Here is a 25,303-nt window from a genome sequence, read left to right as displayed (position 1 = left end):
TACAAAAAAGTAACTCTATAACCCTCTATCTCCATGGGGAATTTACGTTGGATACACAAACTCTGAATTTCAATAAGGTGCATTTTGTGACCAGCGCACCCGACATCCGTCACCTGCCAAATGATGGGGGTGTCGAGATCGCGTTTGCCGGCCGTTCCAACGCCGGTAAGTCATCTGCATTGAACACCTTAACCAAACACAAGAACCTGGCACGCACCAGTAAGACACCCGGTCGTACCCAGCTGATCAACCTGTTTGAGCTGGAACCGGGCAAGCGTCTGGTCGACTTGCCGGGTTATGGTTATGCGCAAGTTCCGCTGGAAATGAAGCTCAAGTGGCAAAAGTCACTGGCAGAGTATCTGCAGCGCCGTGAGTCATTGAAAGGTCTGGTGATCCTGATGGACATCCGCCACCCGCTCAAAGATACCGACATGAACATGCTGGAGTGGAGCTCGCACCGTCAGTTGCCCGTCATGCTGCTGCTGACCAAGGCTGACAAATTGAGCCCCGGCCCGCGCAACAACCAGGTGATCAAGGTGCGCCAGGCCGTTGCCAACCTCGGTTCCCAGATCCAGGTCGAAGCGTTCTCCTCCCTCACCAATATCGGTGTGGAGAAGCTGGCGCAAACCCTGACCGAATGGTACGTCAGTGGTGACGATACCGACCTGCTGGACGCTGATGAACAACAACCTGCCGAGGAGTAATCTACTCCTCGCTCTCCTTGCAATTGGCGGAGCACTCCTCCGCTGATTGAAAGGGTTTCAGATTGCCGCTTTCACCTGCCTCACGACAAATACCCCGCATTCGCCTCCCCTGCTATATCCAAGACTGCTTAAAGTTCATATAGATAGGCAGTTAATTCACAAAAATAATTAACTTAAGTAGGCGTTGATAGCGTTTTCAAATTCGTTCTTTCAAAACGAACAAGAATTACAAAAAGAGACAAGAATGAAATTTAATTACAAACTCTAACCGAAAGGGATAAAAATGAGGCCGGACGACAGTGATGCCATCCAGCCTGAAATAATAAGTTCAAAAAATTGGGAAGAAGCTGAATCTTGAGTACCAGACGACAGGTATTCCTCAAGAAGCAGCCTCATTCTATCAAATGCATCGCTAATTTAAAGCATTTACTCTAAATGATGCGCATAAAAAAACACCCCGACGAGAACCTCATCGGGGCAGCTATTCAGCCACATTCAATTACGTGAAATAAAAGGTCTGAAAGATAGAACATCTTACCTCTGTACCCTACGCAGACAACTGTACAGCAAAGCAGCAGAAAGTGAAAGTAATTTATGTAATTTAGTTTCACAACTTACAGACTAATAAAAAACCCTTTACTTTCATGTAGATAAAAAAATCCCCAGTACGAATACCGGGGAGTTATAAAGGTGACTAGCTAGCACTTCCTCAACTATCTAGTTAGTCAGCGCCATTTCAAAGTAGTTCCGCTACAAAACAAAAAAACTTTGAACAATCAGAGGTAGATAGCACCATCTTCAGCAAACTCTTGTTCTTCAATGAGTTTTTCAGCCAGATCTTCAATGTCAAAACGCACACTTTCAAAGGCTCTGACGATATCATCCTCCCTCGTCAGCGCCAGACCGGTCATTCTCTCCAGTCGCCGCTGGCTGATGTAACAATCTATCAGCGCCCCCATCTGCTGGGCAGGAAAACGCACCCGCTGTTCGTCAGCCTGCCACTCCATCAGGTCGGGAAACAGAATACCCTGGTTCATATCACCCCCAAGTTACGCTTCAACTCTCTCAATACCTGTTTAGTCCCGGGACGAATTCCGCGCCACACGGTAAACGCTTCGGCGGCCTGTTCCACCAGCATGCCGAGTCCATCCATGGTTTGACGGGCCCCATGCTGTTTGGCCCAACTGATAAAGGCCGTATCCGAGGCGCCATACATCATGTCGTAGATGGCAATATCCGTGTGGATCAGGGCGGGAGCCAACGGCGGCAGCTCCCCTTGCAGGCTGGCGGAGGTAGAGTTGATGACGAGATCGAATGACCCTGCCAACTGCTCATAGGTCTGGGCAGTCACATGCCCCAGATCGCAGAATTCGGCAGCCAACTGTTGCGCTTTTGCGTGGGTGCGGTTGGCGATCACCAGCTCGTTCGGCAACTCGGCCAGTAGCGGCGCCAATGCACCGCGAGCCGCGCCACCGGCACCCAGCAGCAGGATCCGGCTATCCGCCAGCGTCACACCATGGGACTTGAGATCGGCGACCAGACCGGCGCCATCGGTATTATCCCCCAGCAACACGCCATCATCGGTCAGCTTGATGGTATTGACCGCGCCCGCCCGCTTGGCCCTTGGGCTCAAGCGATCGACCAGAGTAAATGCCTGCTCCTTGAAGGGAACGGTGACATTGCATCCCTTGCCCCCTTGGTCAAAGAAGGTGCGCAGGGCTTGGGCAAACTCGTCGACGGCGGGTTCAGCCAGCCCATACTCCAGCTCTTGCTGGGTTTGTCTGGCAAACAGGGTGTGAATGAAGGGGGACTTGCTGTGGCGCACCGGGTGGCCAAAAACCAGATAACGATCCATCAAAGAGTTCCATCAGAGGGCAATATTCCGATTTAACGGGTTTTCACTCTCGGGAACAAGCCGAATAACGGCCAGTAAAAAGGGACCATCATGGTCCCTCGGGTCACAGCCATTCTCGCGGCCTGAGGTAATCGGTGTAGAGCAAGGCTTCAGGAGTGCCCGCCTCCGGCTGCCAGTCATACTCCCAACGTGCCAACGGTGGCATCGACATCAGGATCGACTCGGTACGTCCGCCGGTCTGCAGCCCGAACAGGGTGCCACGGTCATACACCAGATTGAACTCCACATAACGACCGCGACGATAGAGCTGGAACTCCCGCTCCCGCTCACCATAGGGCAGTGCCTTGCGTCGCTCGATGATCGGCAGGTAGGCATCGAGATAACCCCGACCTACCGCCTGCATAAAGGCAAAGCAGTCGGCAAAAGGCCAGCGATTCAGATCGTCGAAGAAGAGACCGCCCACCCCTCGCGTCTCGTTGCGGTGCTTGAGGAAGAAGTAGCGATCGCACCAGGATTTGAACTCGGGGTAGATCTCATCACCAAAGGGCTGGCAGAGATCACGGGAGACCTGATGCCAATGCTGGACATCCTCGGCAAACGGGTAGAAGGGCGTCAAATCGAAGCCACCGCCAAACCACCAAATAGGCTCTTCACCCTCTTTCTCGGCGATGAAGAAACGGACGTTGGCGTGGCTGGTCGGCACATAGGGGTTGTGCGGATGGATCACCAGCGACACACCCATCGCCTCGAACTTGCGACCGGCCAACTCTGGCCGATGGGCTGTAGCAGAGGCAGGCATGGCATCGCCATAGACATGGGAGAAGTTGACGCCCCCCTGCTCGATCACCGCGCCGTGGCGCAGCACACGGGTGCGACCACCGCCACCGCCTTCACGGCTCCAGGCATCTTCCACAAAGTGTCCACTGCCATCGGCCTGCTCCAGACCACGGCAGATCTCGTCCTGCAACTGCAACAGGAAGGCCTTGACCTGGGCCACATCCGGTTTGCTCATCTTGTCTCCAGTCAGGCAGGATCGTGAACGCCCTGTCCATTTTTATAGTTAAATCAATCAGACGAGCTCACCGCTCAGCGGATTGATAGCAAATCATGACGTATCCGCCTGCTCAGGAGGGGCGAATAATGGCGCCGGTTCGGGCGTCCTTGATCTCTGATGGGTTGGCTTGACCACCCACTTCACCGGGAAGGATATAGGCTAACTTGCTTGCCAGCCGCTCACCGATATCGGCTACCCGACGGGCAGGCACCTCACCAGTCAGGTTGGCGCTGGTAGAGACTAGCGGCTTGCCAAAGGCGCGACACAGCGCCTGCACCTGAGGATGAGCCGTCACGCGTACCGCGATGGTCTCGAACTGCCCGGTCAGCCAGGCCGGCGTCGTTGCACGGGCAGGCATGATCCAGGTAAAAGGACCGGGCCAGCTGGCTTCAACCCGAGCAAGTTGTTCACCGCTAAGCTGGCTCAGATCGATGTAATCCTGCAATTGCGTCAAATCGGCAGCAATCAGGATCAACCCCTTCTCTACCGGACGCTGCTTGATGGCCAGCAGTCGCTGCACCGCCACTTCGGAGTCGGGATCACACCCCAGACCAAACACGGCCTCGGTCGCATAGGCAATCACCCCTTCCTGTTGGAGGGCGGCAACTGCCTGTTCAAATTCATTTGGCATAGGAAAAATGCGGCAGCCTGGCTGCCGCCTCGTCACTTAGTAGCAAGTTGAATCCATACGGCGGCGACCACAACAAAGTGACGTTTTGCTGTAGCACAGGAAAAATACGACACATCCGGATCGCCACCCGTTCACTTACTTGAGTTGAGCCTGCAGGGCGGCATCCTTGGCCATCACCTCTTCGGCATTCTTCTGGCGTTCGGCCCGCACCTTGGCCGCCAGTTCATCATCGGCTACTGCCAGCATCTGGGCTGCCAGATAACCTGCGTTCTTGGCACCGGCTTTGCCGATCGCCACGGTCGCCACCGGTACACCACCCGGCATCTGCACGGTGGAGAGCAACGCATCCAGCCCCTTGAGCGGGCCACCATCGATGGGCACCCCAATCACGGGACGAGTCGTGATGCCGGCTACGGCACCCGCCAGATGCGCAGCCAGACCGGCAGCACAGATAAAGACCTTGCAGCCACGGGCCTCGGCATCGGTCACATACTGATGGGTCGCAGCCGGCGTGCGGTGCGCGGAGGTGACTTTGACTTCCACTGCGATATCAAATGACTTGAGCACCTCGAGGGTGGTCTGCATCACGGGGAAATCAGAATCAGAGCCCATCAATACGGCAACAAAGGGTTTATTCATGGTGGGAATTTCCTTACTCCAAGTGGGGGGTTGAAGTTCACCGAAAACGTTTCAATCCGGTTGCGGCGGCGGGATTATACCTGCTCACTTTGGTGGCCGCATTTCTTTTGCGGACAGACCCAACGCAGCGTTCCCCTCACTTTTTTCTCTACCATGATGCCCCAGCCACACGCGGGACAAGGCATGGGGATCGGCTTGTCGTTCACCACATATTTGCAATGGGGATAGCCATCACAGGAGTAAAACTGCTTGCCGTAGCGGGAGGTACGGCTCACCAGATGCCCCTTGCCGCACTCGGGGCAGAGGATCTGGGTATCATCGCTCTCCTGCAGGGATTCGATATGCTGGCAGGCCGGATACTGGGTGCAACCGACAAACAGACCGTAACGCCCCTTCTTGATCGCCAACGGCTCTCCGCAATCGGGACAGGCAGAGCCTTCGAGCACCTTTTCGATGTCGCGGCCGGATGGCGTCAGGGAGCGTATGTAATCACAGGCAGGATAGGCAGAACAGCCGAGAAAGGGGCCATGCTTGCCCTGGCGGATCACCAGCTCGGCCCCGCACTGCGGGCACGGCTCGCGCTCGAAGGCATGTTCGTGGGCTGAAAAGAGGTGATGATCGATTTTTGACATGGGCCGCGCCTTGAAATCCAGATGGCCTGAATTCTACCAGCGCGGCACCGGACTGTCAGTGAATGACGCCGTCTGACTCATCAAACACCAGCTCTTCCATCTGCTGGTAGGCATTTTCACTGCCCGGTACGTTGAACAGCACCATCATGACGACCCACTTAAGGTCATCCAGCTCGATATCCGGCTTGTCCAGTTCGAGCAGGCGCTCGATACAGATCTCGCGGGTTTCGGCATTCAGCACCTGGGCCTGTTCCAGAAAGAGCAGGAAGCCGCGGCACTCGGTGCTAAGGCGTGCCAGCTCTTGCGGAGCATAGATACGCATCGAACCTTGCGCGCTGGCGGTGACATAGACCTCCCGCTCGCTGTCGTGCAGATTGGCCAGTCGCTCCAGCCAGTCGAGCGCCTTGTCGATCTCTTCTTTATCGAAACCGGCCCGGCTCAACTCGTCGGTGAGCTCATCCTGCTCGACCATCACATCTGCATCGCTGTGGATGTAGGTCTCGAAAAGGTACATCAATACATCAAACATGATTCGCCCTCCTCGCTCTGACGTATCCACCGGCTACCGCCATCACTGCACCGGCCAGCTCCAGCTCTACCAACCTGCCCAATACTACTTCGACAGGAAGCTGGGCCCGCTCGGCAACGGTATCCACGCTCGTGGTCTCATAATCTACGTTATCCAACAAATCGGCATAAGGCAATTCGCTATTATGCGGTTGCTCAGATGATGTAACCGACGGATCTGGCCGTGCGACCCACTCTGGCAGCTCTTCCACTATATCGGCCGCACTCAGCACAAGTTTGGCCCCCTGCTGAATTAATCTGTTACACCCTATCGCCTGGGCATTTTGCGGGGCGCCGGGTACCGCAAACACTTCGCGCCCCTGCTCAAGTGCATAGCGAGCTGTGATCAGCGAACCGCTCTGCTCGGTCGCCTCCACCACCAGAGTTCCCAGCGACAGACCACTGATAATACGGTTGCGACGAGGAAAATGTTCAGCCAGCGGCCCTTTATCCGGCGCCAGCTCGGAGATAAGCAAGCCACCTTTCTCCAGAATCTGGCCTGCCAGCCCCTGATGGCGTTTGGGGTAGAGGCAATCCAGCCCGGACCCCAACACGGCAAGAGTGATACCGCCATCAGCCAGCGCCTGCTGATGGCAAACACCATCGATACCGAGCGCAAGGCCCGAAGTGATGGCTAACCCGCATCCAACCAGCTCGCTACAGAGGCGGGAGGCATTATCTTTGCCTGCATAGGTAGGATGGCGTGTCCCCACCATTGCCAGCTGGGGTCGCGATAGCGCAGCAAGATCGCCACGACAGTAGAGCAACAGGGGGGCCGCGGGAATTTCTCGCAACAAGGGTGGATAAGTCGGGTGATCTTGCGGAATAAGGAGATTGTCAGGCAAAGCGGCCCAAGCCAGGCTCTGCTCAACCACTGGCGAGGGCCAGCGCAGTTGTTTGATCTGCTCTGACGATAACCCCATACCATGCAGTTGCGCTTCATCGCTCTGGAACAGGGTCTCAATACTTCCCCCGGCCCGCTCCAACAGACGTGCAGCGGTCATCGGACCGATACCGGTGACCGCATCGAGAGTTAGCCAGAGCGCCAGACGCGCGTCGGGGTAGTTCACGTCAGAAGTGAGTGACCTGATAGCCCGCACTCACCATGTCGTTACTCTGCATGATGAGACCGTAACTCAGCTTGTCATACACCTTGAACAACATGACACGGGCAATCGCTTCAGAGGGCAGTGGTGCCTTCTTGTTACTGCTGTAAAACACCCGGTTAAAAACCGACGAGAGTTCCTTGTACTGTACATCGCCATTCTTGGTGACCAGAGCAGCACCGGGCCGTCTGACATCCAGTACATCCCCGGCGACCAATTGATCGCGGCCACCCCGGTTGATCAGCACCACATCAAACTTGCCACCGCCCCGGGTCTTGTTCGGCAAATCGATGATATAGCCCGGCGTGATGGCAGGTGCCGCTTTCGGTGTGAAGACGGCGGGCATGTTCTCCTGAGCGGGCAGCGGCATCACCTTGTCGCCCTGCAGCACTTCGCGCTGGTTATGAGTCAGAGTCACTTCGGTCCGATCGCCATCAAGACGCGCCACGGCCCGCACCACACCGGCAAAGATCGCCTCCTGGCCCAGCAGTTCACCGGTTTCGCGATCCTTGTAGACCACTCCAGGGTGATAAATGCCATAAACCTGCCCCGGCGTCAGGGAGCCCTGCACATAGAGGGTGTCCCCCTCCAGCATGCCAATATGTTTCTGATCCGACCCCAGCAGATAGGGCAAGGTTTTCTGCTGCTGGCTGTCAGCCAGAATATGGTCGGTTTGCAGGAAGGGGCCGATCTCGCTGATAGGCAGGGTCGGAATGGGATTGGCTTTGTTTTCGTAACGGGTTTTCGGGCCGAGACGGATAACTTGCTTGCTACCCTGCATCGCCTTGCCGAGCCGGGGTTCACCATTGACCCAGCTCAGATGCAGTACATCACCGGGGTAGATCCAGTGAGGATTGGCTATCTGCGGATTGATGTTCCAGAGACGGGGCCAGAGCCAGGGTTCGGAAAGATACTTGCCGGAGATATCCCACAGGGTGTCGCCTTTTTGCACTACATAGCTTTCGGGGTAACCCGCTTTCAGCCTCAGCTGATCGGCCAGTGCTGCCTGACTCACGGTCACCAGCAGGCAGGCGAGGATGGTTTGCTTCAGATACATAACACTCCCTGTTACTTCTGTACGCAAAGTGTTGCTGTTTTTTGTCGGCGTAAATGACTAGAATTACGCCAATATTGACTGCATTTATACGAAACTAAAGAAAAAACTATGGCCATTCTAGATGTATTGCGTTTTCCCGATGAGCGCCTGCGCACCGTTGCAGCCCCTGTCGAGACCTTTACACCCGAGTTACAACAGATTGTAGATGATATGTTCGAAACCATGTACGCGGAGGAAGGCATTGGCCTGGCCGCGACTCAGGTCGACATTCACCAGCGCATCATAGTGATCGATGTCTCTGAAAACCGTGAAGATCCTCTGGTATTGATCAATCCGGAGGTCATCGAGCAGTGCGGCAGCACCGGCATTGAAGAGGGTTGCCTCTCCGTGCCCGGCAGCCGTGCTCTGGTGCCTCGCGCTGAACAGATCAAAATCCGCGCCCTGGACCGCAACGGCAAGCCATTCGAGCTGGAAGCCGATGATCTGCTCGCCATCTGCATCCAGCATGAGATGGATCATCTGGTCGGCAAGCTGTTTGTGGATTACTTGTCCCCGCTCAAGCGCCAGCGCATTCGCCAGAAGCTGGAAAAGATGGCCCGTGAAGATCGCAAAGTCCTCTGAGGATCTGCCCCATTGAATAAGCTGAAACTGATTTTTGCCGGTACTCCCGACTTCGCCGCCCGTCACCTGGCGGCGTTGTTGTCTTCCGACCACGAGGTCGTTGCCGTTTATACCCAGCCGGACAAGCCCGCAGGCCGTGGCCAGAAGCTCACTGCCAGCCCGGTCAAAGAGCTGGCACTGGCCCACAACCTGCCGGTTTACCAACCGGCCTCTCTGCGCAAGGAAGAGGCGCAGGTCGAACTGGCCGCCCTTGGCGCCGACCTGATGGTGGTGGTGGCCTATGGTCTGATCCTGCCCAAGGTGGTACTCGATACCCCGCGTCTGGGCTGCATCAACGTCCATGGCTCCCTGCTGCCGCGCTGGCGCGGCGCGGCACCGATCCAGCGCTCTATTTGGGCGGGGGATAGCGAAACCGGCGTCACCATCATGCAGATGGATGTGGGGTTGGATACCGGCGCCATGATCCGCAAGGTAAGCTGCCCCATCGCCGCCGACGAGACCTCCGCCAGCCTCTATGACAAGCTGGCCGAGCTGGGCCCGCAGGCGCTGGTCGATACCATCAATGCCATGGCCGCCGGTGAAACTGCTGCCGAGGCGCAAGATGATGCGCTGGCCAACTATGCCGAAAAGCTCTCCAAGGAAGAGGCCCGCATCGACTGGTCGATGGAGGCGGTTGCCATCGAACGCTGCATCCGCTCGTTCAACCCCTGGCCCATCAGCTGGTTTGAAGTGGCTGACCAGACCGTCAAGGTATGGCAAGCCGCCGTCATTGACAGCGACCACGACCAACCTGCCGGCACCCTGCTCAAGGCCGACAAGCAGGGGATCGATATCGCGACCGGCAAAGGGGTACTGCGCCTGCTGACCCTGCAACCGCCCGGCAAGAAGGCGATGTCCGTTTCGGACCTGCTCAACTCTCGCCGCGACTGGTTTGAACCCGGCACGCAATTGAATTGAACTGGATTGAATTGACACAAGCGGGGCCCAGGCCCCGACTTGCGCATCTAAGGTAACTCTATGAAAACACGTGCACAGGCCGCTCTCGTTATTCAACAGGTGCTGGATCAGGGTCAATCCCTCTCCGCTGTTCTGCCTGCTGCCCAGGAGAAGGTCGCACCTCGCGATCGCGCTCTCCTGCAAGAACTCTGCTACGGCACCCTGCGCTGGCTGCCCCGCCTCGATGCGGCAGTCAACGAGATGATGGACAAGCCGCTCAAAAACAAGAGCCGCATTTTCCACTACCTCATCCTGGTCGGTCTCTATCAGCTCATCTACACCCGCATTCCGGCTCACGCCGCGGTGGCCGAGACCGTTAACGCCGTCAAACTGCTCAAGGGTACCTCCCTGCGTGGCCTCATCAACGGCGTGTTGCGCAACTTCCAGCGCAGCGCCGAAGTCATTCTGCTGCGTATCGACCGCGTTCCCAGCATTCGCCTCGGTCATCCGGAGTGGCTCACCAAGCGCCTGCGTCAGGCCTATCACGATGAGTGGGAATTCATCATGGAGGCGAACAACCAGCGCCCTCCCATGTGGATTCGCAACAACAGCCAGCGCCAGAGCCGCGATGCCATGCTGGCTCGCATGGCTGAAGTCGGCATCAATGCCGTGGCCGGTGAAGAGGGCGAGGATTGCATCCTGCTGGAGCGTCCTTGCGATGTGACCAAGCTGCCCGGCTTCGAGGTCGGTGACTGCTCGGTACAGGATGGTGCAGCACAACAGGCCGCGGCACTGCTCGACCCGCAACCGGGTGAGTGGGTGCTGGATGCCTGCGCCGCCCCCGGCGGCAAGACCGCCCACCTGCTGGAGCGTCAGCCCAAGCTGGCCGGAGTGGTCGCCGTCGATGCCGACGAGAACCGCCTCAAGCGGGTGCAGGAGAACCTGGATCGCATCGGCCTGACCGCCAAAGTGATCCACGGCGATGCCGCGGCACCGGAACAGTGGTGGCCGGAGGGCCAGTTCGACCGCATCCTGCTGGATGCCCCCTGCTCCGCCACTGGCGTCATCCGTCGCCACCCCGACATCAAGTGGTTGCGCCGTGATCAGGACATCCGCGAGCTGGCCGAGCTGCAGCGCCGCATTCTCAATGCCCTCTGGGGCAAGCTGAAAAGCGGCGGCACCCTGCTCTACGCTACCTGCTCCGTCCTGCCGGAAGAGAACCGCGAACAGATCCGCGCCTTCCTTGCCGCGACCAAAGATGCCAAATTGGTACCGTTGCACGAACAGGACACCCCGGACTGCCCGGGCCGCCAGTTCCTGCCGGGTGAAGCCGAAATGGATGGCTTCTACTACGCCAAACTGGTCAAGCTCTGAGCCGGGCATGACAAACCTCATTCGGGAGAGCCGCCTGCTCCGTTCTGGCGCTCCCCTTTACAGCATCAACGTGAGTAGACGTTCCCTATGAAAATCATCATTTTGGGAGCCGGCCAGGTCGGCGGCACCCTGGCCGAGAACCTGGCCGGGGAGAACAACGACATCACCATCGTCGATACCGACAGCGAGCGCCTGCGCGAACTGCAGGACAAGTTTGACCTGCGGGTGGTCAACGGCCATGGCGCTCACCCCAAGGTGCTGCGCGAAGCGGGGGCTCAGGATGCCGACATGCTGGTCGCCGTCACCAACAGTGACGAGACCAACATGATCGCCTGTCAGGTGGCCTACTCCCTGTTCAACACCCCGAACAAGGTGGCGCGTATCCGTTCGCCCGCCTATCTGACCGAGCGGGATCGGCTGTTCCTGCCGGAATCGGTGCCGGTGGATCACCTGATCGCGCCGGAGCAGTTGGTGACCGACTATGTGCGTCGCCTGATCGAGTATCCGGGTGCCCTGCAAGTGGTTGATTTTGCAGGTGGCCGCGTCGGTCTGGTGGCGGTCAAGGCCTACTACGGCGGCCCGCTGGTCGGCAATGCGCTCTCGACCCTGCGCGAGCACATGCCCAACATCGAAACTCGGGTAGCGGCCATCTTCCGTCAGGGCCGCCCGATCCGTCCGCAAGGTACCACCATCATCGAAGCGGATGACGAGGTCTTCTTCGTCGCCGCCGCGGGCCATATCCGTGCCGTGATGTCGGAGCTGCAGCGCCTCGAGAGCCCCTACCGTCGCATCATGATCGTCGGTGGTGGCAACATCGGCGCGGGTCTCGCCCGCCAACTGGAGAAGCGTTACAGCGTCAAGCTTATCGAGCGCAATCAGAAGCGGGCGGAGCAGCTCTCCGAACTGCTGGAGAACACTATCGTCTTCTGCGGCGATGCGGCGGATCAGGAGCTGCTGGCCGAGGAGCACATCGACCAGATCGACGTCTTCATCGCCGTGACCAACGAGGATGAGGCCAACATCATGTCGGCGCTGCTCGCCAAGAAGATGGGCGCCAAGAAAACCATGGTGCTGATCCAGCGCGGCGCCTACGTCGATCTGGTGCAGGGTGGCTCTATCGATATCGCTATCTCGCCGCAGCAGGCCACCATCTCGGCCCTGCTGACACACGTGCGTCGGGCCGATATCGCCAACGTCTACAGCCTGCGCCGCGGCGCGGCCGAGGCGATCGAGGCGATTGCCCACGGTGACGAGAACACCTCCAAGGTGGTCGGCAAGACGGTGGGCGAGCTCAAGCTGCCGCCGGGCACCACCATAGGTGCCGTGGTGCGCGGAGATGAGGTGCTGATCGCCCACGATCGCACCAAGATCCAGCAGGATGACCACGTGGTCATGTTCCTGGTGGACAAGAAGTACATCCCGGAAGTGGAGCGGCTGTTCCAGCCAAGCCCCTTCTTCCTGTAACGTCTTCATGCGCACAGGCTGTCAAACCAGACCCGGCTCAGCTCCCCCAAAGGGATGGTCCGGGTCTTTTGTTAATCAACGACCAGGTTATCGAACATGATCAAGCTGCGTCCCATCATCTTCACCCTCGGGCTGGTGCTCTCCAAGCTGGCGCTCTTCATGTGGCTGCCCACCTTGCTGGCACTGCTCACCGGGTCAGAGGGATTTGTCGAGTTTCTCAAGTCCGTGCTGATCACCCACGGCGCCGCCCTGCTCTGCCTCCACTATGGACGCAAGGCGGAGTTTCATCTGGGGGTGCGGGAGATGTTCCTGCTCACCACCTCGGTTTGGGTGGTGGCCTGCGCCTTCGGCGCCCTTCCTTTTGTTTTCATCACCCACATCAACTTCACCGACGCTTACTTCGAGACCATGTCGGGGGTAACCACCACGGGCTCCACCGTGCTCTCCGGCCTCGACAACATGGCTCACAGCATCCTGTTGTGGCGATCCATCCTGCAGTGGCTGGGCGGGGTCGGCTTTATCGTGATGGCGGTAGCCGTGCTGCCCTACCTCAACGTCGGCGGCATGAAGCTGTTCCAGACCGAGAGCTCGGACTGGTCAGACAAAAGCGCCCCGCGTGCCAAGACGGTCGCCAATAACATTGTCGTGGTCTATCTGGTGCTCTCCATGCTCTGCTTCATGGCCTACTGGGCCAGCGGCATGAACATGTTCGAGGCGATCAACCACGCCATGACCACTCTCAGTACCGGCGGCTACTCCACCTCCGATCAATCCATGTCCCACTTCTCCAACTCGGCCCACTGGATTGGCACCCTGTTCATGTTCCTTGGCGGCCTGCCCTTCCTGCTCTATGTGCAGAGCCTCAACCACAGGGACAACAGCCTGTTCAAGGATGCCCAGGTACGAGGCTTCTTCTGGCTGGTGGTGTGGGTCACCGTCATCATGACCTTCTATCTGTGGGAGAGAGATCTGTTCGGCTTCTGGGATGCCCTGCGCATCAGCTGCTTCAACATCGTCTCGGTGCTCACTACCACCGGCTATGGCCTTGGTGACTTCGGCACCTGGGGGCCGCTCGCCAGCATCGTCTTCATCGTGCTGCTGGCTCTTGGGGCCTGCTCAGGCTCCACTGCGGGTGGTCTGAAGATCTTCCGGGTGCAGGTGGCGTTTGCCCTGTTCAGAAAGCAGATGCGCCAGCTGATGCACCCCTCCGCCGTGTTCCCGCAGAAGTACAACGGCCGGACAGTCAATGACGCCATCATCCGCTCGATGATCTCCTTCGTGCTGGCCTACTTCGCCATCATTCTGGTGATAGCTGCACTGTTGGGCGCCATCGGGCTTGACCCCCTGACAGCCATATCCAGCTCCATCACCGCCGTTGCCAACGTCGGCCCGGGCATGGGCCCGGTGGTCGGCCCCAGCACCAACTTTGCCAGCCTGCCGGAATCGGCCAAATGGCTGTTGTCATTCGGCATGCTGCTGGGACGGCTGGAGATCCTGACGGTCGCAGTGCTCTTCTTCCCCTCCTTCTGGCGCCAGTAACCCCTTACTGCAAGCCAGCAAAAAGCCGCAGCGTTCATCCGCTGCGGCTTTTTTATCTCACCCATCCCCACGACCTTCGCTCAATGCTCATCAGCCCCATTACCGGATGGCCTGAACGAGCTCATCAGGATGGCCAGAGCGGATCACAGGCATAAAAAAACGGACCCAAACCAGAGGTTTGGGTCCGTTTATCAGTGAACCGTCAGCGGCCGCAAGGGCTGCCGAGACTCAGCACATGGCATTAACCACGGCCAGAGCGCTTACGATCCAGCTCAGTCAGCAATTTCTTGCGGATACGGATGTTCTTCGGAGTCACTTCTACCAGTTCGTCGTTATCGATGAACTCGAGAGCCTGTTCCAGAGTCATGCGGATCGGCGGAGTCAGCACTTGAGCTTCGTCGGTACCGGAGGCACGCATGTTGGTCAGCTGTTTGCCTTTCAGGCAGTTAACAGTCAGGTCGTTGGAACGGGAGTGGATACCGATCACCTGGCCTTCGTACACTTCGGTCGCGTGACCGATGAACAGACGACCACGGTCTTGCAGACCGAACAGGGCGTAAGTCAGTGCTTTACCGGTAGCGTTGGAGATCAGCACGCCATTCTGACGCTCGCCGATGCTGCCACCCTTGTGCGGACCGTAGTGGTCGAAGGTGTGGTACAGCAGACCGGTACCTGAGGTCATGGTCATGAACTCGGTCTGGAAACCGATCAGGCCACGGCTCGGGATCATGAAGTCCAGACGGACACGACCCTTGCCATCCGGGGTCATGTTGGTCATTTCGCCTTTACGCAGACCCAGTTGCTCCATCACGGAACCCTGGTGCGCTTCTTCAACGTCCACCGTTACGGTTTCGAACGGTTCCTGCAAAACACCATCAACAGTACGCAGGATTACTTCCGGACGGGATACCGCCAGTTCGTAACCTTCGCGACGCATGTTTTCGATCAGGATGGAGAGGTGCAGCTCACCACGACCGGATACACGGAACTTGTCCGGATCATCGGTCTCTTCCACGCGCAGGGCCACGTTGTGGACCAGCTCCTGGTTCAGACGCTCCAGAATGTTACGGGAGGTCACGAACTTGCCCTCTTTACCGGCGAACGGTGAGGTGTTGACCTGGAAGGTCATGTTCACGGTCGGCTCGTCAACGGAGAGCGGCGGCAGGGCTTCAACGGCACCGTTGTCACAGATGGTGTCGGAGATTTTCAGCTCGCCCAGACCGGTGATAGCGATGATGTCACCCGCTTGCGCGTCGGTAACTTCAGTACGGGACAGACCCAGGTAACCCAGCACCTGACCGACTTTACCGTTACGGGTCTTGCCGTCAGCACCAACGATGGTGACTTGCTGGTTGGTTTTGACGCGACCACGGGTGATACGGCCGATACCGATAACACCCACGTAGGAGTTGTAGTCCAGCTGGGAGATCTGCATCTGGAAACCACCTTCGGCATCAGCCTTCGGCGCTTCAACGTTGTCAACGATAGCCTGGAACAGCGGCTCCATGTTCTCGGACTCGACGTCCTGATCCATGGTGGCCCAACCGTTCAGTGCAGAGGCGTAAACAACTTTGAAATCCAGCTGTTCGTCAGTCGCGCCCAGGTTGTCGAACAGGTCGAATACCTGATCCATTACCCAGTCAGGACGAGCACCCGGACGGTCAACCTTGTTGATGACCACGATCGGCTTCAGACCCTGAGCGAACGCTTTCTGGGTCACGAAACGGGTTTGCGGCATCGGGCCGTCAACGGCGTCAACCAGCAGCAGCACGGAGTCAACCATGGACAGTACGCGCTCTACTTCACCACCGAAGTCGGCGTGACCCGGGGTATCAACGATGTTGATGCGGTAGTCATTCCAGCGGATCGCAGTGTTCTTGGCGAGAATGGTGATGCCACGTTCCCGTTCCAGATCATTGGAGTCCATGATCCGTTCCTGGCCTTCCGTGGAGCGGTCCAGGGTGCCGGACTGCTGCAGCAGCTTATCAACCAGAGTCGTTTTGCCGTGGTCAACGTGCGCAATAATCGCAATATTGCGTAAATTCTCTAACATTCTCGCCTCAATCACCGGGTAAAATTGGGCGCTAATTGTACTCTTGCCTTTGTGATCTGCCTAGCAGAATTGCAGTACATTCGCGCATAACAACAGATCTGGATCATAGACCTCTCTGACAAACCCTGCTTAGATGGGCGGTGACCGTATTTCGCGCACCATTACAGTGCACCAAAACGATCCACCATCGCACTAAATTGATGCAACGCGAGTCGAGATCGCCTGATTTTGGGGAGCCTCTTCTGCGAGATTGCCCTGAAATCAAGCTGTCACAAACTTGGCACGATACTGGCTTATGTGAATACGACGACGCATTCACCCAGAGAGTTTTAACACCGGAGGTTACTTAGCATGTCAGCCCAGAACGTTTTGGCCCTGATCCAGGAACACGAAGTCAAGTTTGTTGATCTGCGCTTTACCGACACCAAGGGTAAAGAGCAGCATGTATCCATCCCTGCTCACCAAGTTGATGAAGATTTCTTCGAAGACGGCAAGATGTTCGATGGTTCCTCCATCGGCGGCTGGAAGGGCATCAACGAATCCGACATGGTACTGATGCCGGACGCAGCCTCCGCCAAGCTGGACCCGTTCACCGAAGAGACCACTCTGAACATCGTTTGTGACGTGCTGGAGCCTGCCACCATGCAGGGCTACGATCGCGATCCGCGCTCCATCGCCAAACGTGCAGAAGATTTCCTGAAGTCCAGCGGCATCGCTGACACCGTGCTGTTCGGGCCGGAGCCGGAATTCTTCATGTTCGACAACATTACTTTCTCCAACACCATGGGCCACAGCTTCGTGAAAATCGAATCTGAAGAAGCCGCATGGAACTCCGGCACTGCTTATGAGCATGGCAACAAGGGTCACCGTCCGTTCGTGAAAGGCGGTTACTTCCCGGTTGCACCGGTCGACTCCTCCCAGGATATCCGCGCCGCCATGTGTCTGGTGCTGGAAGAGATGGGCCAGGTCGTTGAAGCTCACCATCACGAAGTGGCCACTGCCGGTCAGAACGAAATCGCTACCCGCTTCAACACTCTTACGCTGAAAGCTGACGAAGTGCAGGTACTGAAGTACGTGATCCACAACGTGGCCCACGCCTACAACAAGACCGTGACCTTCATGCCGAAACCCATGTTCGGTGACAACGGCTCCGGCATGCACTGCCACCAGTCTCTGGCCAAGAACGGCGTCAACCTGTTCGCTGGTGACCTGTACGGCGGTCTGTCCGAGATGGCTCTGCACTACATCGGCGGTATTATCAAGCACGCCAAGGCCATCAACGCCTTCGCCAACCCGACCACCAACTCCTACAAACGTCTGGTTCCGGGTTATGAAGCACCGGTCATGCTGGCTTACTCTGCCCGCAACCGCTCTGCCTCCATCCGTATCCCGGTGGTACCGAGCCCGAAAGCCCGTCGTATCGAAGTGCGCTTCCCGGATCCGGCTGCCAACCCGTACCTGGCCTTCGCAGCCCAGCTGATGGCCGGTCTGGACGGCATCATCAACAAGATCCATCCGGGCGATGCCATGGACAAAAACTTGTATGACCTGCCGCCGGAAGAAGCCGCAGAAGTGCCGACCGTTGCCGGTTCTCTGGACGAAGCCCTGGCTGCTCTGGATGCTGACCGCGAGTTCCTGACCCGCGGCGGCGTGTTCAGCGATGACTTCATCAACTCCTATCTGGAACTGAAACAGCAGGATGTTGACCGTGTGCGCATGACCCCGCACCCGCTGGAGTTCGAACTGTACTACTCCGTCTAAGTCTCAGCAGACTGGCCGTTTAAATCAGGTCAGCTTGCTTAATCGTGACAAAACCCGCCATCTGGCGGGTTTTTTCTCTGATAGGATTAAGCAAAATACCGTCAAGGAGAGATGGATGAACAACAAGCATGGCATAGGGGTGCTCAGCCTCCTGTTGCTGACCTCGTTCGCTGCGGACGCGGCCAAGGTCTACTCCTGGGTCGATGGCAATGGCATCACCCACTACTCGGATGCGCCACCACCCGGCAAAAACGCCAAAGAGGTCGATCTGCGGGTCGCCCCGCTGCTGGGCAGCAGCGCGCCCAGATCGGTTCAGGTGGATAACTTCAACAGCCTGACCGGCGCTGATGCCAAGAAAGAGAAAGAGGCAGCCAAGCTGACCATCGAACTGCTCTCCCCGGAACAGGGCAGCACCCTGCGCGACAACACAGGCAACATCGTCTTTCAGGGCACCATCAGCCCCAAACCTCCGACCCAGTATGATGTGCGCCTGACCCTGGATGGCAAAGCCGCCCCCATCGTCAGCAACAGCCTCTCTGTCCGGGTCGAAAACGTCGATCGCGGCGCCCACGAGGCTCAGCTCGAGCTGCTCGCCAAAGACGGTACGATCCTTGCTAAATCCAGTGCAGTCACCTTTTACCTGCATAGAGCGAGCGTGACGCCGGCTCCCAAACCCACCCCCAAAGCCGACCAGGGGTGATATAGCGCACCGATGCGGGTAAACTCTATGCACCATATCGGTGCATAACAGGTGTGTAGCACCGTTTTAGGGAGAAACCTGTGCCAACCCGCTCGGACAACGCCAAAACACTCTTGGATAATTTGCTGACCGCCGTGATCCTGATGGATGAGCGGCTCTGCATCCAATTCGTCAACCCAGCGGCTGAACAGCTGCTCTCCCTCAGTGAACGCAGGCTGATCGGCATCGAACTGCCCCATCTGCTGGAACATATCTCCCTCGACCTGCAACGACTGAAACATTGCCTCGTTTCAGGGCAGGGCTTTACCGATAGCGAAGTGACTCTGGTGGTAGAGGGAGAACCGCGACTGGTGGAGCTGAGCGCTACCCCGATGGCCGACCACGAACAGCGTCTGCTGGTGGTGGAGCTGCGCAAGATCGACCAGCAGAAGAAGATCAGTCAGGAGCAGCAGCAACATGCCCAACAGCTGGCGGCCAAGGAGCTGGTGCGCGGGCTGGCCCACGAAATCAAGAATCCCCTCGGCGGCCTGCGCGGCGCGGCCCAGCTGCTGCAAAAAGAGCTGCCGGATCCGGCGCTGCGCGAATATACCGGCATCATCATCGAACAGGCTGACAGGCTGCGGGTACTGGTCGATCGCCTGCTCGGCCCCCAGCGCCCCGGCCGTCACCAGATGCACAATGTCCATTCGGTGCTGGAGCAGGTACGCCGACTGGTGGAGCTCGAACTCCCTCCCTCTGTTCGCATCGAGCGGGATTACGACCCCAGCATCCCCGAATTCGAGATGGAGCCGGATCAGCTGCAGCAGGCGTTTCTCAACATAGTGCGCAACGCCGCCGAAGCACTGGGGGATCAGACCGGGCTTATCCGTATCAAGACCCGCACCGCGTTCCAGATCACCATCCACGGCCAGCGTTACCGGCTGGCAGCGGAGATCAAGATCATCGACAACGGCCCCGGCATTCCCGATGCCATTCGCGACACCCTGTTCTACCCGATGATCACCGGCAAAGAGGGGGGAACCGGGCTCGGCCTCTCCATCGCCCAGAACCTGATCGACCAGCACAAAGGACGAATTGACTGCATCAGCTGGCCGGGTCACACCGAATTCACCATTTTTCTACCGCTTCGCAAGTAAGGGAACCCCATGACCGCCAAAGTGTGGATCGTCGATGACGACAGTTCTATCCGCTGGGTGCTGGAGCGCACTCTCGGCAGCGAAGGCTTCAACTGCGAGAGCTTTGCCGATGGCGAAGCCCTGCTACACGCCCTTGAGCTGCGCTCGCCCGATGTGATCCTCTCCGATATCCGGATGCCCGGCATCGATGGTTTGAGCCTGCTGGAGCAGATCCACCGCCGTCAGGCCGATCTGCCCATCATCATCATGACCGCCCACTCGGATCTCGACAGCGCGGTCAACGCCTACCAGCGCGGCGCCTTCGAGTACCTGCCCAAACCATTCGACATAGACGAAGCGGTGACCCTGGTGCGCCGCGCCGAGAATCACCTCAAAGAGCAGCGCACCAAACGCAAGTCTCGCCAGCAAGAGGCCGCCGCCACTCCCGAGATCATCGGTGAGGCGCCGGCGATGCAGGAGGTGTTCCGCGCCATCGGCCGCCTGTCGCGCTCCAGTATCTCGGTGCTGATCAACGGCCAGAGTGGTACCGGCAAGGAGCTGGTCGCCCATGCGCTGCACAAGCACAGCCCGCGCGCCCACAAGAACTTTATCGCCCTCAACATGGCGGCCATCCCCAAAGATCTCATCGAATCCGAGCTGTTCGGTCACGAGAAGGGGGCCTTTACCGGCGCCAACAACATCCGCCACGGCCGCTTCGAGCAAGCCGACGGCGGTACCCTGTTTCTCGACGAGATCGGCGATATGCCGCTGGATGTGCAGACCCGACTGCTGCGGGTGCTGGCCGATGGCCAGTTCTACCGGGTTGGCGGCCACCAGCCGGTGCAGGTAGACGTGCGGATCATCGCCGCCACCCACCAGAATCTGGAAAAGCGGGTGGCCGATGGCGAGTTTCGCGAGGATCTGTTTCACCGCCTCAACGTCATTCGCATCCATATTCCTGCCCTCAAGGAGCGCCGTGAGGATATTCCCCAGCTGGCCCGCCACTTCCTGCTACGCGCCGCCAAAGAGCTGAACGTCGAGGCCAAGAGCCTGCACCCAGATACCCAGGCCTATATCAGTCGCCTGCCCTGGCCGGGCAACGTGCGCCAGCTGGAGAACGTCTGTCGCTGGCTCACCGTGATGGCATCCGGTCAGGAAGTGCTGGTCGGCGACCTGCCTGCCGAGCTGCTCACCCCCATCACCCACAACGCCGAACCGGGTCAACCGGCGTTACCCGGTTGCTGGCAGCAACAGTTGCAGGAGTGGGTGGCCAGCAAGCTGGCGCTGGGAGAGACAGACATCCTGGCCGATGCCATGCCCCAGTTCGAGCGGATCATGCTGGAGACGGCGCTGGAGCACACCCACGGCCACAAGCAGGAGGCCGCCCGCCTGCTTGGCTGGGGTCGCAATACCCTCACCCGCAAGCTGAAGGAACTCGATCTCTCCTGAGTCCCGGGGAAAAACGATTCCCATCACGCCCTGACAAATCACCGTCCGCCAGAACCCCGTTTAACCATAAACGGGGTATCTTTTTTGAAAGCCCCGCCTAGAATGGCAGGCTTTCAAACCTGACTCGACGAGGGCGCCCCCATGATTGACAGATCTCTCCCCCTGACCGACCTGCACCGCCATCTGGACGGCAACATCCGCCCGCAAACCATCCTCGAGCTGGGTCGCCAACACAACATTCAGTTGCCCGCCTTCGAGCTGGAGGCGCTGCGCCCCCACGTACAGATCGTCGAAAACGAGCCGAGTCTGGTTGCCTTTTTGAAGAAGCTGGATTGGGGCGTGGCCGTGCTGGCTGACTATGACGCCTGCCGCCGGGTCGCCTACGAGAACGTGGAAGATCTGCTGCGCGCCGGTATCGACTATGCCGAGCTGCGCTTCAGCCCGGCCTATATGGCAATGGCCCACAAGCTGCACCCGCAGGGCGTGGTGGAAGCCATCATCGACGGCGTGGCCGCGGGCAGCCGCGATTTCGGTATCAAGACCAACCTGATCGGCATCATGAGCCGCACCTTCGGCACCGAGCAGTGCAATCAGGAGCTGGCCGCCTGCTTGGCTCACCGCGACAAGCTGGTCGCCATCGATCTGGCCGGTGACGAACTGGGCTTCCCGGGCGAACTCTTTGTCGACCACTTCCGCAAGGTGCGCGATGCAGGCATGCGCGTCACCGTACACGCCGGTGAAGCCGCTGGCCCCGAGAGCATGTGGCAAGCCATTCGCGAGCTGGGCGCCGAGCGTATCGGCCACGGCGTCAAAGCGATTCAGGATCCGGCCCTGATGGCCTATCTGGCCGAGCACCGCATCGGCATCGAATCCTGCCTCACCTCCAACGTCCAGACCACCACGGTAGCGAGCCTGACCGAACACCCGATCCGCCAGTTCCTGGCCGCTGGAGTGCTGGCCTGCCTCAACACCGACGATCCGGCGGTGGAAGGGATCGACCTGCCACACGAATATGGAGTAGCCGCCCCGGCCGCTGGCATGACGGCGAGCGAGATCCGCACTGCCCAGCAGAACGGCCTGACCCTGGCCTTCCTGAGCGATAGCGAGAAAGCCGAACTGAGCGCCCGCGCTGCCAGCCGCTGATCCACATCGGCAGTGCAAATAACAACGGCCCACTTCGGTGGGCCGTTTGCTTTGCGGATTTCTGATGATGAGTAAGCACTGGGCCAGCTGGCAGATAGCAAAAGACCCAAACCGGGTTTGGGCCTTTTGCTGACAAGCAGGATCAGGCTAACTACTCCCGCTCCTTGTCGCGCTCCAGCGCCCGTTCCACCAGCGGCTCGGGCAGGCTCTTGGTCACCTCCACCCCCAGCTCGCGGAAACGCTCGACCTGCGCAATCAGGTTGCCACGGCCGTTGACCAGCCGTCCCATTGCCTTGTCGTAGCTCTCCTGCGCCTTGTGCAGGCTGCCGCCCATCTGCTGCATCTCCTCGACAAACAGCCGCAGCTTTTCGTAGAGGCGACCGGCCCGCTCGGCAATCTGGCGGGCATTCTGGTTTTGCCGCTCGTAGCGCCACAGGTTCTCGATGGTGCGCAGCGCTACCATCAGGTTGGTGGGGCTCACCAACAGGATGTTGTTGTCGAGACCGTAACGCACCAGCGAGGCATCGGCCTCCATGGCAGTGAGGAAGGCGGGCTCCACCGCCACGAACATCAGCACATAGTCGAGGGTGCGCACCCCGGGCAGCTGCTGGTAATCCTTGCGGCCCAGCTCGCGGATATGGTTGCGCACCGAGGCGACGTGCTCTTTCAGCGCCACTGCCTTCTCCAGCTCGTCCTCAGCGTTGTACCAGCGCTCGTAGGCGGTCAGCGACACCTTGGCGTCGATGATGATGTCCTTCTCCTGCGGCAGGTGGACGATCACGTCGGGCTGGTAGCGCTTGCCCTTCTCCACCTCGATATTGACCTGGGTGTGGTACTCGTGGCCCTCGCGCAGGCCGCATTCGCTGAGGATCCGCGCCAACACCACTTCCCCCCAGTTGCCCTGCTGCTTGCTGTCGCCCTTGAGGGCGCGGGTCAGGGCGGCCGCCTCTTCGGTCATGCGGGCATTGAGCTCGGCAAGGCGCTCCAACTCGAACTTGAGGCTGTGGCGTTGGGCCGTCTCCTGCGCGTGGGTCTCGCCCACCTGACGGCGAAAGCCCTCGAGCTGCTCTTTGAGTGGAGCGAGCAGCAGATCGAGGCTGTTCTGGTTCAATTCGCGGAAGTTGCCGGAGTTTTGCTCGAAGATCCGGTTGGCGAGATTCTCGAACTGCTGGCTGAGGCGCTGCTCCGCCTCCTGTTGCAGTTGCAGCTTCTCTGCAGCGGCCAGCCGTTCGCTGCGCAGGGTCGCTTCCGCATCCTTGAGGCGGGCGGTGAGCTTGATGAGCAGGGTCTGCTGCTGATCCAGCTTCTGCTGGCCCTGCATCCGCTCATCCTGCAACTCGTCGAAGCGATCCTGAAGCGCCTGATAACGCTCCTGCGCCAGCATCAGCTCCTGAGCCTGCGCCGTGGCGGTACGCCGCCCGATCAGCCAGCCAAGCCCGAGGGCCAGCACGGCGGCGGGCAGCAAGATCCCCCAGAGCCCGGGGTCGATCATTTACGGCTCCGCTGACGCAGGAAGAGTTCGAGATAGCGGTTAACCAGGATCCAGATCACCACGTAGATGAGGTAGGCGGCCAGCACCACCCACTTGTGGGTGTTGACGCCGGTATCGAGCTCGGCGAACTCGATATCCTTGATGCGGCAGTAGGCCCACATCAGCAGGGGAAAGACATAGAGCAGGGACGCACGCCAGAGAAATAGCCACATATGATTTCATTCAACCACGTAAAAAGACCCGCCTAGCTTACACAAGGGCAACTGCGCTTGCGATCCTGACGGCCGCTATTCTCTGGCCTGCTTCCCGAAACTTCGATAAAATTAACCCCTAATAGGTATCAGGGGCGAGCATGACTCACTATTTCCTCCGTTGGCTGACACAAGGTTGGCAAGCTTCCCGCAAGCCCGCCGTGGTTTGCCATGAAGCGCGCCCGCCGTGGGCCATCGAGGAGTCCCAGTACCTCTCCCTCTGCACCCGCTGTGGCGAGTGTTTCAAGGCCTGCCCGCGCGGTCTACTCAAACCGGCCACCCAGGAGGAGTACGAGGGGAGTCCCATCGCCGGTACCCCGGTGCTCGATCTCGCCTGCGGCCAGTGCAGCTACTGCGGCAGCTGCGCCAGAGCCTGTCCCACCGGCGCCCTCGACCTGCAGCTGGGTCGTCAGGTGCAGACCCGGGTGCAGATTGAGGAGAGCTGTCAGGCACGGCAGGGCTTCTACTGCTTGCTCTGTGAAGATGCCTGTCCCCAGCAGGCGATCAAGGCCACGGCCGACGGCATCAACGTCAATATGGATGCCTGCAATGGCTGCGGTGCCTGTGGCCTCGCCTGCCTGCACGGCGCCATTACCCTGATCCGCCAGCCAGGCAGTCGTTAAAAACCACCCGCGTACCAAAGCAAAAGGGGCCATCAGGCCCCTTTCACATCTTGTTCGTTATTCCGCGCCCTGTCAGGCCATGGTCACAATAGTCTCTTGCTCGATACCCAGCAGGTGGCAGAGACGGTTGGGATCGCGCACCGCATCGGCCAGGGTGTACTCACCCAGCACTTCGAGGAAGGCGTTCATGGCGCGGCGCAGAATGCCCTGAATGCGGCAGCCACCGGAGAGACGGCAGTTTTCGCGCTTGCAGTCGACCGGACAGAGCACATGCTCCATGTCCATCACCACATCCCGCAAATTGATGGATACCGCCGAGCGACCGAGGCGGATGCCACCGTGCTTGCCGCGTACCGTCTCGATGTACCCCTTGATGCCAAGCTGGTGCACAATTTTGACCACGTGGTTGCGAGAGATGCCGAAGGTATCGGCCACTTCGGTAATGGTCGACAGACGATCCCCCGGCTGAACCGCCAGGAAGGTCAGGGTACGCAGGGCGTAGTCGGTAAATCGTGTCAGTTGCATGGTCGCACTTGC

25 protein-coding genes are annotated in these 25,303 nt (G+C 58.9%); 12 read left to right on the top strand and 13 right to left on the bottom strand.

Annotated features, from left to right (window positions below):
- Positions 1-47: 47 nt before the first annotated feature.
- Complete coding sequence (gene yihA, locus OKC31_RS13505) at positions 48-704, top strand: ribosome biogenesis GTP-binding protein YihA/YsxC (RefSeq protein ID WP_026034975.1); 657 nt, start codon at positions 48-50, stop codon at positions 702-704.
- Between the two features lie 776 nt (positions 705-1,480).
- Here yihA and OKC31_RS13500 read toward each other — a convergent pair.
- From OKC31_RS13500 to OKC31_RS13460, 9 genes are all read right to left on the bottom strand, one after another.
- On the bottom strand, positions 1,481-1,741 hold the full coding sequence (locus OKC31_RS13500; RefSeq protein WP_005339708.1) for a DUF1488 domain-containing protein: 261 nt from the start codon (positions 1,739-1,741) through the stop codon (positions 1,481-1,483).
- Positions 1,738-2,559, bottom strand: a complete 822-nt coding sequence (aroE, locus tag OKC31_RS13495) for a shikimate dehydrogenase (protein ID WP_247823785.1) — start codon at positions 2,557-2,559, stop codon at positions 1,738-1,740. The genes OKC31_RS13500 and aroE overlap by 4 nt, the downstream gene beginning before the upstream one ends.
- 103 nt (positions 2,560-2,662) lie before the next feature.
- Positions 2,663-3,571, bottom strand: a complete 909-nt coding sequence (gene hemF, locus OKC31_RS13490; protein WP_247823784.1) for an oxygen-dependent coproporphyrinogen oxidase — start codon at positions 3,569-3,571, stop codon at positions 2,663-2,665.
- 112 nt (positions 3,572-3,683) lie between these two features.
- A complete protein-coding gene (locus OKC31_RS13485) occupies positions 3,684-4,244 on the bottom strand; it encodes a Sua5/YciO/YrdC/YwlC family protein (RefSeq protein WP_247823783.1) in 561 nt (186 codons plus the stop codon).
- Between the two features lie 135 nt (positions 4,245-4,379).
- The gene (gene purE / locus OKC31_RS13480) at positions 4,380-4,883 is read right to left on the bottom strand and encodes a 5-(carboxyamino)imidazole ribonucleotide mutase (RefSeq protein WP_005339704.1); all 504 of its coding nucleotides are present in this window, start codon (positions 4,881-4,883) and stop codon (positions 4,380-4,382) included.
- Positions 4,884-4,957: 74 nt separating this feature from the next.
- Positions 4,958-5,515, bottom strand: a complete 558-nt coding sequence (locus OKC31_RS13475; RefSeq protein WP_005339702.1) for a DNA topoisomerase family protein — start codon at positions 5,513-5,515, stop codon at positions 4,958-4,960.
- Between the two features lie 55 nt (positions 5,516-5,570).
- Positions 5,571-6,044 (bottom strand): DUF494 family protein, encoded by a 474-nt coding sequence (locus OKC31_RS13470; protein WP_005339699.1) that lies wholly within the window; start codon positions 6,042-6,044, stop codon positions 5,571-5,573.
- The gene (gene dprA, locus OKC31_RS13465) at positions 6,037-7,152 is read right to left on the bottom strand and encodes a DNA-processing protein DprA (protein ID WP_247823782.1); all 1,116 of its coding nucleotides are present in this window, start codon (positions 7,150-7,152) and stop codon (positions 6,037-6,039) included. Before dprA ends, OKC31_RS13470 begins: the two co-directional genes overlap by 8 nt.
- A gap of 1 nt (position 7,153) precedes the next feature.
- Positions 7,154-8,245, bottom strand: coding sequence for a LysM peptidoglycan-binding domain-containing protein (locus OKC31_RS13460; RefSeq protein ID WP_075116084.1), 1,092 nt, complete (start codon positions 8,243-8,245; stop codon positions 7,154-7,156).
- Positions 8,246-8,353: 108 nt separating this feature from the next.
- On the opposite strand from OKC31_RS13460, the gene def reads away from it, so the two are divergent.
- The 5 genes from def to OKC31_RS13435 all read left to right on the top strand — a co-directional run bounded on the left by def (position 8,354) and on the right by OKC31_RS13435 (position 14,179).
- Positions 8,354-8,866, top strand: a complete 513-nt coding sequence (gene def, locus OKC31_RS13455; protein ID WP_005357510.1) for a peptide deformylase — start codon at positions 8,354-8,356, stop codon at positions 8,864-8,866.
- Between the two features lie 12 nt (positions 8,867-8,878).
- Positions 8,879-9,823, top strand: a complete 945-nt coding sequence (fmt, locus tag OKC31_RS13450) for a methionyl-tRNA formyltransferase (RefSeq protein ID WP_247823781.1) — start codon at positions 8,879-8,881, stop codon at positions 9,821-9,823.
- A 60-nt stretch (positions 9,824-9,883) separates the two neighbouring features.
- Entirely contained in the window at positions 9,884-11,176 is a 1,293-nt protein-coding gene (gene rsmB / locus OKC31_RS13445; protein ID WP_069555587.1) for a 16S rRNA (cytosine(967)-C(5))-methyltransferase RsmB, read from the top strand.
- An 87-nt stretch (positions 11,177-11,263) separates the two neighbouring features.
- The gene (gene trkA / locus OKC31_RS13440; RefSeq protein WP_005339689.1) at positions 11,264-12,640 is read left to right on the top strand and encodes a Trk system potassium transporter TrkA; all 1,377 of its coding nucleotides are present in this window, start codon (positions 11,264-11,266) and stop codon (positions 12,638-12,640) included.
- A gap of 96 nt (positions 12,641-12,736) precedes the next feature.
- Complete coding sequence (locus OKC31_RS13435) at positions 12,737-14,179, top strand: TrkH family potassium uptake protein (RefSeq protein WP_005341967.1); 1,443 nt, start codon at positions 12,737-12,739, stop codon at positions 14,177-14,179.
- A 241-nt stretch (positions 14,180-14,420) separates the two neighbouring features.
- Here OKC31_RS13435 and typA read toward each other — a convergent pair whose 3' ends face one another.
- Positions 14,421-16,232 carry a translational GTPase TypA gene (gene typA / locus OKC31_RS13430; protein WP_005339679.1) on the bottom strand — a complete coding sequence of 604 codons (1,812 nt, stop codon included), beginning with the start codon at positions 16,230-16,232 and terminating at the stop codon, positions 14,421-14,423.
- 351 nt (positions 16,233-16,583) lie between these two features.
- Here typA and glnA point away from each other — a divergent pair, with 351 nt between their 5' ends.
- From glnA to add, 5 genes are all read left to right on the top strand, one after another.
- Positions 16,584-17,993 (top strand): glutamate--ammonia ligase, encoded by a 1,410-nt coding sequence (gene glnA / locus OKC31_RS13425; RefSeq protein ID WP_005339672.1) that lies wholly within the window; start codon positions 16,584-16,586, stop codon positions 17,991-17,993.
- A 115-nt stretch (positions 17,994-18,108) separates the two neighbouring features.
- Positions 18,109-18,693, top strand: a complete 585-nt coding sequence (locus tag OKC31_RS13420) for a DUF4124 domain-containing protein (protein WP_019445773.1) — start codon at positions 18,109-18,111, stop codon at positions 18,691-18,693.
- Between the two features lie 80 nt (positions 18,694-18,773).
- Positions 18,774-19,829 carry a nitrogen regulation protein NR(II) gene (glnL, locus tag OKC31_RS13415; protein ID WP_040070099.1) on the top strand — a complete coding sequence of 352 codons (1,056 nt, stop codon included), beginning with the start codon at positions 18,774-18,776 and terminating at the stop codon, positions 19,827-19,829.
- A gap of 9 nt (positions 19,830-19,838) precedes the next feature.
- Entirely contained in the window at positions 19,839-21,257 is a 1,419-nt protein-coding gene (gene glnG, locus OKC31_RS13410) for a nitrogen regulation protein NR(I) (RefSeq protein ID WP_236301822.1), read from the top strand.
- A gap of 141 nt (positions 21,258-21,398) precedes the next feature.
- Positions 21,399-22,400, top strand: a complete 1,002-nt coding sequence (gene add / locus OKC31_RS13405; protein WP_160881927.1) for an adenosine deaminase — start codon at positions 21,399-21,401, stop codon at positions 22,398-22,400.
- Positions 22,401-22,551: 151 nt separating this feature from the next.
- Here add and rmuC read toward each other — a convergent pair whose 3' ends face one another.
- Entirely contained in the window at positions 22,552-23,892 is a 1,341-nt protein-coding gene (gene rmuC / locus OKC31_RS13400; RefSeq protein WP_247823780.1) for a DNA recombination protein RmuC, read from the bottom strand.
- Positions 23,889-24,104 (bottom strand): hypothetical protein, encoded by a 216-nt coding sequence (locus tag OKC31_RS13395; protein WP_021231493.1) that lies wholly within the window; start codon positions 24,102-24,104, stop codon positions 23,889-23,891. Before OKC31_RS13395 ends, rmuC begins: the two co-directional genes overlap by 4 nt.
- A 140-nt stretch (positions 24,105-24,244) precedes the next feature.
- Here OKC31_RS13395 and OKC31_RS13390 point away from each other — a divergent pair, with 140 nt between their 5' ends.
- Positions 24,245-24,766, top strand: a complete 522-nt coding sequence (locus tag OKC31_RS13390) for a ferredoxin-type protein NapF (RefSeq protein WP_005339657.1) — start codon at positions 24,245-24,247, stop codon at positions 24,764-24,766.
- 72 nt (positions 24,767-24,838) lie between these two features.
- Here OKC31_RS13390 and OKC31_RS13385 read toward each other — a convergent pair whose 3' ends face one another.
- Positions 24,839-25,291 carry an Rrf2 family transcriptional regulator gene (locus tag OKC31_RS13385; protein ID WP_005339654.1) on the bottom strand — a complete coding sequence of 151 codons (453 nt, stop codon included), beginning with the start codon at positions 25,289-25,291 and terminating at the stop codon, positions 24,839-24,841.
- Between the last annotated feature and the right edge of the window lie 12 nt (positions 25,292-25,303).

The sequence above is a fragment of the Aeromonas sp. Y293-4 genome, assembly GCF_027705905.1.
GTDB lineage: Bacteria > Pseudomonadota > Gammaproteobacteria > Enterobacterales > Aeromonadaceae > Aeromonas > Aeromonas veronii.
This window is presented reverse-complemented; position numbering and strand designations above follow the sequence as displayed.